Below are 12147 nucleotides of genomic sequence, written 5' to 3' on the forward strand. Positions count from 1 at the left end.
CCGCTTCACCACCGGTTCGCGGGGTTCCTGGCCCGATGGGCGCGTCGTAGCGTTGCCTCCCGTCAGGCGGTCCTACGGTGGGAGACAACAATGGGCAAGTTCAGCGGAGCGGCGCTCGCGGCGATCGTCTGCGGGGCGGCGACGGCGGCGTCCTGCGCGTGGCCGGCGCAGGCCGCGACCAGCACCACGGCGGCGAGCACGGCGGCGAGCACGGCGACCGCCGCCGCGTGTTACGCGAGCGGCGGGAACCTCTACTGCGGCAACGCGGCCAACGCGCCGATCTACGCCACGCCCGGCTACACGAAGCCCAACGGCAACCCGGAGACCGTGGTCGACCGCCTGGAAACGACGTTCAGCTACTTCAAGTGCTACGTCTCCGGCCAGCCGCACGGCGGCGGCAACAGCATCTGGTACCACACCTACGGCGACCAGACCGGCCGCTGGGGCTACGTGGCCGCGGTCAACGTGTGGACGTCGACCGACCCGTACCCGGGCGTCGCACGCTGCTGACCGGCCGGGCGGGCGCTCACTCGCAGGACCGCAGTCTGTGGCGCAGGTGGGCTCGCTCCGGCTCGGTGCCGGCCGTGGCGAGTGCCTCCCGGTAGGCCGCGGCGGCCTCGCGGCGGCGGCCCAGCCGCCGCAGCAGGTCGGCCCGGGCCAGCGCGTACGGATGGTAGCCGCGCAGCCGCGGCTCCCCGGCCAGCTCGTCGAGCAGCGCGAGCCCCGCTTCAGGACCGTCGCGCATGGCCACCGCCACCGCCCGGTTGAGCGCCACCACAGGGGACGGCGCGAGCGCGAGCAGCACGTCGTACAGCGCCACGATCTGCGGCCAGTCGGTGGCCGGCCAGTCGGGGGCCTCGTCGTGCAGGGCGGCGATGGCGGCCTGCACCCCGTACGGCCCTGGCGAGCCGCCCGTGAGTGCGGTGACCACCAGCGCCTGGCCCTCCTCGATCATCGGACGGTCCCACAGCGCGCGGTCCTGGTCGCCGAGCAGGACCAGCTCGCCGCCGGGGCCGATCCTGGCGGCGCGGCGGGCGTGGGTCAGCAGCATCAGCCCGAGCAGCCCGGCCACCTCACGCTCGCCGGGCAGCAGCCGGCGCAGGATCCGGGCCAGCCGGATGGCCTCCTCGGCCACGTCCACCCGGAGCAGGCCGGGGCCCGAGCTGGCCGCGTACCCCTCGGTGTAGATCGAGTAGATCACCTGGAGCACGCCGGGCAGCCGGTCGGGCAGCTCGTCCGCGCCCGGCACGCGGAACGGGATGCGCGCCTCGCGGATCTTCTTCTTGGCCCTGACGATCCGCTTGGCCGTGGTGGCGGGCGGGAGCAGGAGGGCGCGCGCGACCTCGGGGGTGGTGAGGCCGGCCAGGCAGCGCAGGGTCAGCGCGATGCGGTCCTCGGCGGGCAGGGCGGGGTGGGCGCAGGTGAAGAAGAGCTGCAGCCGCTCGTCGGGCAGCTCTCCTCCGGTGTCGGCGGCGGTGTCCGCGGGTGGGGCGGGGGCGGCGCGGTCGGCCTCCACCTGGAGGACGGCCAGGCGGGCGGCGTACGCGCGGTCGCGCCGCAGCCGGTCGACGGCCTTGCGCCGGGCGGTGGTCAGCAGCCACGCGCCGGGCTTCGACGGGACCCCGCCGGCCGGCCAGTGCACCAGCGCCGCCTCGATCGCCTCAGAGGCGACCTCCTCGGCCAGGTCCAGGTCGCCGAAGCGGCGGACCAGGGCGGCGAGCAACCGCCCGCGCTCCTCACGGAAGACCGCCTCGACGGAGCTCCCCACCGCCTCCACAGGCCCCATCGAGCCCTCGTCATCGCCCACAGCCGTCATCACCTCACGCCCTCGGCCGGATCGCGTCAGTCGAAGTCGGCGATCGGGCGGACCACGACCGAGCCGCCCCCGCGCGCCCCCGGGCAGCGGGCCGCCCAGTCGAGCGCCACGTCGAGGTCGGGCACGTCGATCACGAAGTAGCCGCCGAGCACCTCCCGCGTCTCGGCGAACGGCCCGTCGGTGATGGCCCGCTCCCCCGCCCCGTTCACCCGGACGACGGTGGCGGTGGTGAGGTCGGCCAGCGAGTGGCCCGTGACGAAGACGCCCGACTCCTTGACGGTCTTGTCGTAGGTCACCCACTCCTCGAACGACGCCGCGTCGCAGTTGGGCTCGTCCGTGGTGGGGCTGTTGATGAGCAGCATGTACTTCATATCCGGCTCTCCTGTGTCGTCGTTCGTACGGCGCCGTCCGCCGCTTCCCTATGACGACGAACGGCGTCCGGGCGGAAGGACAGGCCCAGGAAAGAAGTTTCACACGTCGAGCCGGCACAGCCCTTCGGCCAGCGCTTTGGTGGTCAGGCGGGTGCGGCTGTCGCAGCCCAGCTTGGCGAAGATGTGCTCCAGGTGGGTGGTGACCGTGCGGACGCTGAGCACGAGCGCGGCCGCGATCTGCGGGTTGGAGTCGCCGGCCGCCACCCGGGTGAGCACGTCGAGCTCGCGGCCGGTCAGCTCGTACGGCAGCACGCACGGCCGCTCGGCCGCCACCGCGCCCTGCAGCGTGCCCTGGTAGCCGACGCCCGCCCGCAGCAGCCGCACCTCGTGCCAGCGGCCGCCGGCGCCGAGCCAGAGCCCGTGCCTGCTGAGCTCGCGCGAGTCGATGAACTCCCGCGCGCGGGCGGCCATCGCCGGGTCGTCGCGCAGCGCGGCCGAGATCTCGCGCCCGGGCACCTCGCGCCGCGTGCCGAGCCGGTCGAACGCCACCGCGCGGAAGTCGGGCGGCAGCCCCACCGGGTCGATCACGCACCGGTTGAGGTCGGTGAGGTGCGCCAGCATCGGGCTGACCGCGCTCACCAGGGCTCCGGTGCGCCGGGGGAAGGCGTCTCTGGTCGCCAGGTGCAGCAGCCCCGTGTAGCGGCCCTCGTCGAGGAAGAGCGGCGCGGTCAGGCCGGCCCGCCAGCCGTAGGGGGCCAGGTGGCGGCGGAAGTAACGCTCGGTGCCGGGCTCGGGCATGCCGACCGGCGCGCGGGTGGCCATGGCCCTGCGGTACGCGTCAAGGCCGGCGTATTCCTCCGCCGCGTCGTGGTCGATGCGCGGATGGCCGTCGGAGACGACGCTGTGGTGGCGCCCGGTGGCGGGGTCGTAGGCGACGAACTCGTAGGCGTCGAGCGGGACCACGCGGCGCAGCGCCGCCATCGCCCCGTGGGCGCCACCGCCGCCCGCGACCTGGAAGCCGACCTCGGCGAACGCCTGCACCTGCCGCGCGTCCACGGTGATCACGCCGCCGCCCACGCCGCTAGGATCCACACCGGCGCGGCCCATGCCGCTGTGGCCATCGCCGCTCCGGCTCATGCAGCTCTTTATATCATTTGCCGAAATCAGCCCGTGGCTTTGCCGAATCCCGGCCAGGGACGCCCCGCGAGGCCGGGTGCTATGGTCGTACGCATGCAGCGCGCTCTCGTCACGACGACGCCGGACACCGTCCCGGCGCGCTGATCGCATGCTTCCCGGGCGGACGCCCGGGAGCCTGGTCGTTCGCCCTTTCCCTGGAAAGGATGATCATGAACGACCATCGCAGACTCGGCCGCGAGCTGGGCATCTTCGACACCGACCCGCTGATCGGCTCCGGCCTGCCCTACTGGCTGCCCGCCGGCGCGGCGGTGCGCAAGGCGATCGAGGACTACGTCCACGAGCTGGAACGCCGCAACGGCTACCAGCACGTCAACTCGCCGGTCCTGGGCAAACGCGAGCTCTACGAGCGATCGGGCCACTGGGCCCACTACGCCGAGGACATGTGGCCGCCGATGAAGGTGGGCGGGGAGGAGTTCGTGCTGCGGCCGAGCCTGTGCCCGCACCACGCGCTGATCTGCCGCTCGCGCCCGCGCAGCCATCGTGACCTGCCGCTGCGGATCGCCGAGCTGGGCGGCATGTACCGCTCCGAGCTGTCCGGGGTGCTCGGCGGGCTCAGCAGGGTGCGGGCCATCCAGCTCAACGACGGCCACGTCTTCTGCGCTCCCGAGCAGGCCGCGCAGGAGGTGTCGGCGGCGCTGGACCTGATCGAGGCCGCGCACGAGCGGCTCGGCATCAGAGCCGCCCGCTACCGGCTCTCGCTGCGCGGTGAGGGCGCCAAGTTCGTGGACGACCCCGCCATGTGGTCGCGCTCGGAGTCGCTCCTGCGCGACGTGCTGGCAGAACGCGGGCGCGCGTACGACGAGGAGCGCGGCGAGGGCGCCTTCTACGGCCCGAAGATCGACATCCAGATCGAGGATCCGGCCGGCCGCGAGTCCACCCTGTCCACCGTCCAGGTCGACTACTTCCAGCCGGAGCGCTTCGACCTGCGCTACGCGGGCGGCGGGCGGCCCGTCATGGTGCACCGCAGCGTCGTCGGCGGCATCGAGCGGCTGGTCGCGCATCTGGTCGAGGTGCACGGCGGCGCGTTTCCCGCCTGGATGGCGCCCGTGCAGGCCGTGGTGCTGCCGCTGTCGGACGCCGAGCTGCCGGCCGCGGGTGAGGTGCTGCGCCGCTGCGTGGCCTCGGGGCTGCGGGCGGAGCTGGCGCCGGCCGACCGGGGCAGCCTGGGTGCCAGGATCAGGGCGCACCGGCTGGTGCCGTACCAGCTCGTGGTGGGGCCGCGTGAGGCGGCGAGCGGGGGCGCGGCGGTGCGGATGCGCGACGGCAGCCAGGCCGGCGAGGTACCGGTCGAGCAGCTCGCCGCAAGATCGCGGCCGTTCGGCTGATCAATGGAGATCAATCTAATAACGGAGGGTTCCCGAAGCGTGTAACCGGCTCGTACAGTCCCTGCAACGCCGTGTCGGGGAGGAAGACTTGACCGAGCTGAGCGACCGTGAGGCCGAGTTGCTCTCGGCACACGAGCAGGAGCGTCCGGCCCGGCAGCTGGGCGGGCCGCTCCGGCTCGGCGTCTGGGTCGTGGGCGGCCTGCTGTCGGTCTATTCGCTGCTGGTGGTGTTCCGCCCGGTGGAGGCGATCGAGCACCGGATGACGTTCCTGGCGGTGGCGCTGCCGCTGGTCTTCCTCTGCTACCGCTCGGGGCTGGCCACGCGCGTGCGGCGGCTGCTGCGGCGTCCCGCGCCCGCCCCTCGCGAGGGCGGGGCGGAGTGGCCGACCGTGGCCGACTGGTTGCTGGCGGCGGCGTCGCTGGCGGTGCTCGTCTATCCGCTGGCCGACATGGACGGCTTCCGCGACCGCGGCTCGGGCGCGGCGATGACCGACCTGGACATCCTGGCGGGCGTCGTGCTGACGGTGCTGCTGCTGGAGGCGGTACGCAGGACCGTCGGCGCCATCTTCTCCGTCATCTGCGTGCTGTTCCTGCTCTACACCTACTACGTCGCGGCGCTGCCGATCGACTGGATCGTCTCGCAGCTCTACACCGGCACCGAGGGCTTCTTCGGGGTGCCGATGCAGGTCGCCGCCAGCTACATCATCCTGTTCACGATCTACGGCGCGGTGCTCGACCACTCGGGCGCGAGCGCGTTCTTCATCGACCTGAGCTTCGCCGCCTTCCGCAGATCACGGGCCGCCCCCGGCCGCACGGTCACCACGGCCGGATTCCTGCTCGGCACCGTCTCGGGCTCGGGCGTGGCCACCACGGTCAGCCTGGGCAGCGTGGCCTGGCCCGTGCTGCGGCGGGCCGGCTATCCGAAGGAGGCGGCCGGCGGGATCCTCGCGGCCGGGGGCATCGGCGCCATCCTGTCGCCGCCCACGCTGGGCGCGGCGGCGTTCATCATCGCCGAATATCTCGGTACGGGCTATCTCCAGGTCCTGCTGTACGCGACGATCCCCACGATCCTGTACTACCTGGGCATCTTCCTGGCCATCGAGATCGACTCGCGCCGCTTCGGCACCCACACCGTGGACGTGGACGCGCCCAGGATCGGGCGGCTGCTGCTGCGCTTCGGCTACCACTTCAGCTCGCTCATCCTCATCGTCGTGCTGATGGCGCTGGACCGCTCGGCGTTCCAGTCGGTGGTGATCGCCACGGCGGTCGCGTTCCTGCTGTCGTTCCTCGACCCGAAGCACCGGATGGGCCCCAAGCGGGTCGGCCAGGCGCTGGCCAAGGGCACGCTGGAGGTGCTGCCCGTCACCGCGGTCTGCGCCGCGGCCGGCATCATCGTCGGCGCCATCACGCTGACCGGCCTCGGCCAGGACCTCGCCGACATCATCATCGGCATCGGCGCGGGCAACCTGGTGCTCACCACGGTCATGGCGGCGCTGGCGGTGCTGCTGCTCGGCCTGGCCGTGCCGGTGACGGCCAGCTTCATCATCACGGCGGTCATCATCGCGCCGGCGCTCTTCGAACTCGGCGTGGAGCGGCCGGAGGCGTACATGTTCATCTTCTACTACGCGGTGTTGTCGGAGGTGAGCCCGCCGACCGCCCTGTCGGCCGTCGCGGCGGCGGCGATCACCGGCGGCAACACGTACAAGACCATGATGATGACCTGGCGTTACACGCTGCCGGCCTTCCTGGTGCCGTTCGCCTTCGTGCTGACGCCGAACGGGCAGGCGCTGCTCGGGCAGGGGCCGATCGGGACCGTGCTGCTGATGACCGCAGTCTCCGCGGTCGCGGTCGCCGCCCTGGCCGTGGCCACGGGCGGGATGGCCGCCTGGCCGGAACGCCTGCTGGCGGCGGTGGCCGCCGTGCTCCTGCTCTTTCTCGAACCTGTTCCGATCGTCGCCGGTCTGGCCGTCCTGGGGGTGGCCGCCGTCGTGCATCTCGTCAGAAGAAGGAGAAGGGACCCAGCGTGAAGCGAATACTCACGATAGTCGCCACCGCACTCCTGTTGGCGGCGGCGGGTTGCGGAGGCGGTGGCGTGCGAGGGGGCTCGGGCAACCGGATCTTCATCGCCACCGGCGGCACGACCGGCGTCTACTACGTGTACGGCGGCGGCCTGGCCAAGCAGCTGTCGGCGAACATCCCCGGCACCCAGGCCACCGCGTCGGTCACCTCGGCCTCGGTCGAGAACATCAAGCTCCTGGTCTCCGGCAAGGCCCAGCTCGGCTTCTCCCAGGCCGACACCGCCGCCGACGCCGTCAACGGCAAGGACACCTTCACCGGCAAGCAGCCGATCAAGGCCCTGGCCCGCATCTACGACAACTACACCCACCTGGTGGTCGCCTCCGGCGTCGCCGCGAACAGGGTCGCCGACCTGAAGGGCAAGCGCGTCTCGCTCGGGCCGGCCAACTCCGGCACCCAGGTCATCGCGCGGCGTGTGCTGGAGGCGGCCGGGCTCGACCCCGACGCCGACATCACCAAGCAGCAGCTGTCGATCAACGAGTCGGTGCAGGCCGCCAAGGACGGCACCATCGACGCCTTCTTCTGGGTCGGCGGCCTGCCCACGGCGGGCATCACCGACCTGGCCGCGAGCAAGCCGGACATCAAGATCCTCGACACCACCGACGTGCTGCAGAAGATGCAGGCCACCTACGGCCAGCAGTACGTGCCGCTGGACGTGGACCTGACGCTCTACAAGCTGACCGGCGCGGTCAAGACCGTCGGCATCGCGAACGTGCTGCTGGTGCCCGACTCGATGGACGAGCAGCTCGCGTACGACATCACCAAGACGCTCTTCGAGAAGAAGGCGGAGCTGTCGGCCGTGCACCCGGAGGCCAAGAAGCTGGACCCGGCGCTGGGCCAGCAGGTGACCCCGGTCGAGCTGCACCCCGGCGCGGCGCGTTACTACAAGGAGAAGGCCTGACCCGGCTGCTCGTGGCGCTGGCCGCCGTCGCCGCGCTCGGCGCCGGCGGCGGCGCCGGCCACCTGACCGTGAACGGCCTGCCCGTCGTCGGGGGCCGCTTCTCGATCGGGTACGTGCATTCGATCTACCGGGCGCCCTCCGCGGAGGTGTTCACCGTGGAGGGCCGCCGGTTCACCATGCGGGAAGTGCTCTCGCGCAACGAGGGCGTGCTCGACTACTACGCGGTGGAGGGCGAACGCGTCCGCGTCCCCGGGGGCCTGTGGAAGCTGGTGCTGGCCGAGCCGGTCGCGTACGAGTCGCTGTCGTTGCTCACGACCTCGATCGGGCGCAGGACCGTGATCTCCGGCGGGCGCTGCCTGCCCCTCTTCCCCGCCGAGGGCGAGGTGCGCCTGGCACTGCGGCTCACGCCCGGCACGCGGGGCGAGCCCTGCCGCCCGCCCTACAACCAGTCCTTCTTCTTGAACACCGCGTAGAGCCCCACCGACGTCACCGCCACCAGGACCGTGGACACCCAGAAGCCCCAGGACGTCCCCGAGCCGGGATAGGGGATGTTCTGCCCGTAGAAGCCGGTGATCATGGTGGGCACCGCGATGATCGCGGCCCAGCCCGTGAGCCGCTTCATGATCTCGTTGAGCCGGAAGCCCTGCTGGGCCAGGCGGGTGTCGGCGGCGTTCGCGAGCATGTCGCGGACCGCCTCCACCCACTCGGTCGCGCGCAGGACGTGGTCGAGGACGTCCTGGTAGTAGGGCGTCATCTCGGGATCGGCGACGATGTCCTGGCCGCGGCGCATCAGGGTGCCGATCACCTCCCGCATCGGCAGGACGATCTTGCGCAGCCTGGTGGTGTTCTTGCGCAGGACGAACAGGGAGCGTTGCAGCTCCTTGGCGTCGTGCACCTGCCCCTCGAACAGGTCGTCCTCCAGCGCCTCCGCCTGCGCGTCGAGGTCCTGCACCAGCTCGAACTGGCCGTCCACCACGTAGTCGAGCAGGCCGTGCAGCAGGAACGTGACGCCGTGGCGGGCCATGCGGGCACTCGCGTCCCAGCGCCTGACCACCTCGTCGATGGGGAAGTGCTCGTTCTCCCTGACGGTGACCAGGGCGTTGCCGGTGACGAAGATGTCGACCTCCACGGGGTGCAGCCTGCCCTCTTCGAGGTGCAGCCCGTAGACGGTGATGAACAGGTGGTTGTCGTAGACGTCCACCTTCGGCCGCTGGTGGTCGGAGAAGACGTCCTCGACGGCCAGCTCGTGCAGCCCCAGTTCCTCGCTGATCAGCGCCAGGTCGGACGGCGAGGGGGCGCACAGATCGAACCAGACCGTGTTTCCCGGATCGGACACATGGTCGGAGACCTCCTCGATGGGGAAGCCTTCCCTCTCGAGGACGCCGTTCCGGTAGAGACGCGTGTGCAGCACTAGAGGAGTGTGGCAAATCGTCTCGCGTTACGCACGGCGGCCCCTCCTGGATCGTTGTTGAAGTAGACGTAGGCGTCCGGCCAGCCGGCCTCGCGGATCCGGCCCGCCCAGGTCCGCAGGGCGCGCTCGCCGTACTCGAAGCCCGCGCGGCCCTCGTGCAGGCGTACGTAGCCCCAGCCGGTCGTGCGCCAGAGCGGGCCGGTGGGGCGGCTGCGGCGGTCGGCCCAGCACAGCGCGGCCGAGCGGGCGGTCAGGATGGCGCGCACCTCCTCGCTCCACCACGACGGGTGGCGCGGCTCGACGGCCACCCTGACGTGGCCGGGGAAGCAGGCCAGGCACCGGTCGAGGCGATCAGGGTCGGCCTTCAGCGTCGGCGGGAGCTGCAGCAGGATCGGGCCGAGCTTGTCCTTCAGCTCCGAGGCGGCGCCCATCAGGCGCGCGACCGGCTCCTCGGGGTCGGCCAGCCGCTTGATGTGGGTGAGGAACCTGCTCGCCTTGACCGCCATCACGAAGCCGGGCGGCGTACGGTCGCGCCAGGAGGCGAACGACTCGGGGCTCGGCAGCCGGTAGAAGGCGTTGTTGCTCTCGACGGTGGGGAACTCCGCCGCGTACGTCTCCAGCCAGAGCCGCTGCGGCACGCCCGGCGGATACAGGGGTCCGCGCCAGTCCTTGTACTGCCATCCGGAAGTGCCCACCAGCCAGGTCATGCCGTTGGCCCTACCCCGGGGGCCCGGGTGCAGTACTGTCCTGAGTCGTCTGCCGAGGAGGACCTTTCACGCGATGGGCGCCAATCACGTCCACGGCACCGCCGTACCCCGTTCGCGCCGCACGGTGATGGCCGGTCTGGCCGTCCTGGTGCCGCTGGCGATCATCACGCTGACCGCGCTGCTGTGGCTGTGGCCCGACGGCGCCGGCAAGGGCGCCGCGCCCGCCGAGGGCGGCGTCGAGCGGCTCACCGGCACCGTGGTCGGGGTCACGCTCGGCCGCTGCCCCGCCCCTTCCGAGGGGCTGCCCGCGCCCGACCCCGCCACGTGCGGCCAGGCCGTCGTCAAGGTCGGGGACGGTCCCGACGCGGGCAAGGACGTCGAGTTGCGCCTGCCGGGCGGGCCGGGGGCGCAGCGCTTCACCGTCGACGACGACGTGATCCTGCTGCGCGGGCCCGACGGGGCCTACCAGATCTCCGACCACGACCGGGCGCTGCCGCTGTGGCTGTTCGGGGCCGCGTTCGCGCTGGCGGTGATCGCGTTCGGACGCTGGCGCGGGGTGACGGCGCTGGTGGGGCTGGCGGTGACGTTCGTGCTGCTGCTGACGTTCGTCATCCCCGGGATCCTGGAGGGGCGGCCGCCCATGCTGGTGGCCATCGTGGGGGCGGCGGCGATCATGCTGGCGGTCCTCTACCTGACCCACGGGTTCTCGCTGTCCACGTCCGTGGCCGTGCTGGGCACGCTGGCCAGCCTGGCGCTCACGGGGCTGCTGTCGTACGGCGCGCTGGGGTTCGCCCGGCTCAACGGGATCACCGACGACAGCGCGCTCGCCCTGGACATGAGCCTGTCCATCGACACGCAGGGGCTGCTGCTGGCCAGCATCATCATCGGCGCGCTCGGCGTGCTCGACGACGTCACGGTCACGCAGGCGGTGACGGTGGCCGAGCTCGCCCGCGCCAACCCGTCCTACGGCTTCGCCCGCCTCTACCGGGCGGCCGGCCGCATCGGGCGCGCGCACATCGCCTCGGTGATCAACACGATCATCCTGGCGTACGCGGGGGCGTCGCTGCCGCTGCTGCTGCTGTTCAGCATCGGGCAGCAGCCGCTGGGCGAGGTGATGACGACGCCGGTCATCGCGCAGGAGATCGTCCGCAGCATCGTCGGCACGCTCGGCCTCATCGCGGCCGTCCCCATCACCACGGCCCTGGCCGCCCTGACGGCCTCCCGGCACCGGGACGAGCCCGCGCACGACGACGAGCCGCACTCCCCCGACTCTCAGGAGCGGGCCGACTCACGGCGGCGGCGGAAGCGGCGGGACGAGGACGACGACTTCTTCGCGCCGCAGCCGGACGACGACGAATTCTTCGCGACCCGCTCACGTCAGGACGGCGGGCCCGCGCCCCGTGCCGCCACGCCGCCGCCGGACGGCGGAAGCTTCTTCACGCCGCAGTCGCGTCCCGGCCGGCACCAGAGCCGTCAGTAGGCTTCGGCGCTGCCGTCCACGCGCAGCTTGCGCCGGGCGCGTTCGTAGAAGGTGGTGCCCACCCGGACCACGTTGGCCGCGCCCGGCCAGGCGGTGACCGTCAGGCTGTCGCCGGGGCACAGATGCCCCATGACGGCCCCGTCGACCTCCACCGCCAGCCGCCCGCTGCTCGGCAGCACCTGCAGCGTCACCTCCTCGTCGGCGGGCAGCACCAGGGCCCGGTTGAAGGAGGAGTGGGCGGCGGCGGCCACGACGAGGATCGCCTCCACCCTGGGCGAGACGATCGGCCCTCCGGCGGAGAAGCTGTAGGCGGTCGAGCCGGTGGAGGTGGCCACGATGACGGCGTCGGCGGCGTACCGGACGAAGGGGCTGCCCGACGGGGTGACGGACACTCCGGCCAGCCCGTCGCCGGGGGTCCTGACGAGGGCGATGTCGTTGAAGGCCGTCACGCTCGCGCCCGCCACGATGCAGCGGATGGCCATGCGCGGCTCGATGCTGTATTCGTGCGCGTCGATCGCCGACAGCGTCTCGGACAGCTCGTCCACGTCGATCTCGGCCAGGAACCCGAGCCGCCCGAGGTTGACGCCGAGGATGGGGGTCGGTCGCCCGGCCAGCAGCCGCATGGTGCGCAGCATCGTGCCGTCGCCGCCCAGCCCCACCAGCAGGTCGGCCCGCTCCACCATGCTGGCGGCGTCGACCGGCACGGCGGTGCAGTCGATGCGGCCCACCTCCTCGGGCAGGCCGAGCACGGTGGCGCCCTTGCCGGCGGCCCACCGCAGGATCGTGTCGATCGCCTGCTTGGAGTCGCGGCGGGGATGCAGCACCAGCCCGACCGTCCCGATCATGCCCATGCGCCCACCTTAC

12 protein-coding genes are annotated in these 12147 nt (G+C 72.1%); 6 read left to right on the forward strand and 6 right to left on the reverse strand.

What is annotated here, in order from left to right; translation table 11 throughout:
• Positions 1-90: 90 nt before the first annotated feature.
• Entirely contained in the window at positions 91-510 is a 420-nt protein-coding gene (locus AB0C28_RS53950) for a hypothetical protein (RefSeq protein ID WP_358084984.1), read from the forward strand.
• Positions 511-526: 16 nt separating this feature from the next.
• On the opposite strand, the gene AB0C28_RS53955 is transcribed toward AB0C28_RS53950, so the two are convergent.
• From AB0C28_RS53955 to AB0C28_RS53965, 3 genes are all read right to left on the reverse strand, one after another.
• Positions 527-1807 (reverse strand): DUF6596 domain-containing protein, encoded by a 1281-nt coding sequence (locus AB0C28_RS53955; RefSeq protein ID WP_358084987.1) that lies wholly within the window; start codon positions 1805-1807, stop codon positions 527-529.
• A gap of 35 nt (positions 1808-1842) precedes the next feature.
• Positions 1843-2187 (reverse strand): YciI family protein, encoded by a 345-nt coding sequence (locus AB0C28_RS53960; protein ID WP_357862999.1) that lies wholly within the window; start codon positions 2185-2187, stop codon positions 1843-1845.
• Between the two features lie 99 nt (positions 2188-2286).
• Positions 2287-3324, reverse strand: coding sequence for a LuxR C-terminal-related transcriptional regulator (locus AB0C28_RS53965; RefSeq protein ID WP_357863001.1), 1038 nt, complete (start codon positions 3322-3324; stop codon positions 2287-2289).
• 17 nt (positions 3325-3341) lie between these two features.
• On the opposite strand from AB0C28_RS53965, the gene thrS reads away from it, so the two are divergent.
• From thrS to AB0C28_RS53985, 4 genes are all read left to right on the forward strand, one after another.
• On the forward strand, positions 3342-4709 hold the full coding sequence (gene thrS / locus AB0C28_RS53970; RefSeq protein ID WP_357863003.1) for a threonine--tRNA ligase: 1368 nt from the start codon (positions 3342-3344) through the stop codon (positions 4707-4709).
• 88 nt (positions 4710-4797) lie between these two features.
• Positions 4798-6735 (forward strand): TRAP transporter fused permease subunit, encoded by a 1938-nt coding sequence (locus tag AB0C28_RS53975; RefSeq protein WP_357863005.1) that lies wholly within the window; start codon positions 4798-4800, stop codon positions 6733-6735.
• Positions 6732-7685, forward strand: coding sequence for a TAXI family TRAP transporter solute-binding subunit (locus AB0C28_RS53980; RefSeq protein ID WP_357863007.1), 954 nt, complete (start codon positions 6732-6734; stop codon positions 7683-7685). Before AB0C28_RS53975 ends, AB0C28_RS53980 begins: the two co-directional genes overlap by 4 nt.
• Before the next feature lie 11 nt (positions 7686-7696).
• Positions 7697-8158 carry a DUF1850 domain-containing protein gene (locus AB0C28_RS53985; protein WP_357863008.1) on the forward strand — a complete coding sequence of 154 codons (462 nt, stop codon included), beginning with the start codon at positions 7697-7699 and terminating at the stop codon, positions 8156-8158.
• Here the strand turns inward: AB0C28_RS53985 and AB0C28_RS53990 are convergent.
• Together AB0C28_RS53990 and AB0C28_RS53995 are read right to left on the reverse strand one after the other, a co-directional pair.
• Positions 8125-9096, reverse strand: a complete 972-nt coding sequence (locus AB0C28_RS53990; protein WP_357863010.1) for a magnesium transporter CorA family protein — start codon at positions 9094-9096, stop codon at positions 8125-8127. The two genes, AB0C28_RS53985 and AB0C28_RS53990, sit on opposite strands and share 34 nt — an antisense overlap.
• The gene (locus AB0C28_RS53995; protein WP_357863012.1) at positions 9096-9803 is read right to left on the reverse strand and encodes a DUF72 domain-containing protein; all 708 of its coding nucleotides are present in this window, start codon (positions 9801-9803) and stop codon (positions 9096-9098) included. Before AB0C28_RS53995 ends, AB0C28_RS53990 begins: the two co-directional genes overlap by 1 nt.
• Positions 9804-9876: 73 nt before the next feature.
• Here AB0C28_RS53995 and AB0C28_RS54000 point away from each other — a divergent pair, with 73 nt between their 5' ends.
• Positions 9877-11283 (forward strand): YibE/F family protein, encoded by a 1407-nt coding sequence (locus AB0C28_RS54000; RefSeq protein WP_358084990.1) that lies wholly within the window; start codon positions 9877-9879, stop codon positions 11281-11283.
• Here the strand turns inward: AB0C28_RS54000 and AB0C28_RS54005 are convergent.
• Positions 11277-12134, reverse strand: a complete 858-nt coding sequence (locus AB0C28_RS54005; RefSeq protein WP_346110270.1) for an NAD(+)/NADH kinase — start codon at positions 12132-12134, stop codon at positions 11277-11279. The two genes, AB0C28_RS54000 and AB0C28_RS54005, sit on opposite strands and share 7 nt — an antisense overlap.
• Positions 12135-12147: the final 13 nt, after the last annotated feature.

The sequence above is a fragment of the Nonomuraea sp. NPDC048892 genome (genome assembly GCF_040649735.1).
GTDB classification, from domain to species: domain Bacteria; phylum Actinomycetota; class Actinomycetes; order Streptosporangiales; family Streptosporangiaceae; genus Nonomuraea; species Nonomuraea maheshkhaliensis.

What these genes read in the sequence shown, in the direction of transcription:
- AB0C28_RS53965 (WP_357863001.1), bottom strand. Translation starts at nt 3,324, where the DNA reads ATGAGCCGGAGCGGCGATGGCCACAGCGGCATGGGCCGCGCCGGTGTG.
- AB0C28_RS54000 (WP_358084990.1), top strand. Translation starts at nt 9,877, where the DNA reads ATGGGCGCCAATCACGTCCACGGCACCGCCGTACCCCGTTCGCGCCGC.
- AB0C28_RS53960 (WP_357862999.1), bottom strand. Translation starts at nt 2,187, where the DNA reads ATGAAGTACATGCTGCTCATCAACAGCCCCACCACGGACGAGCCCAAC.
- AB0C28_RS54005 (WP_346110270.1), bottom strand. Translation starts at nt 12,134, where the DNA reads ATGGGCATGATCGGGACGGTCGGGCTGGTGCTGCATCCCCGCCGCGAC.
- AB0C28_RS53950 (WP_358084984.1), top strand. Translation starts at nt 91, where the DNA reads ATGGGCAAGTTCAGCGGAGCGGCGCTCGCGGCGATCGTCTGCGGGGCG.
- AB0C28_RS53995 (WP_357863012.1), bottom strand. Translation starts at nt 9,803, where the DNA reads ATGACCTGGCTGGTGGGCACTTCCGGATGGCAGTACAAGGACTGGCGC.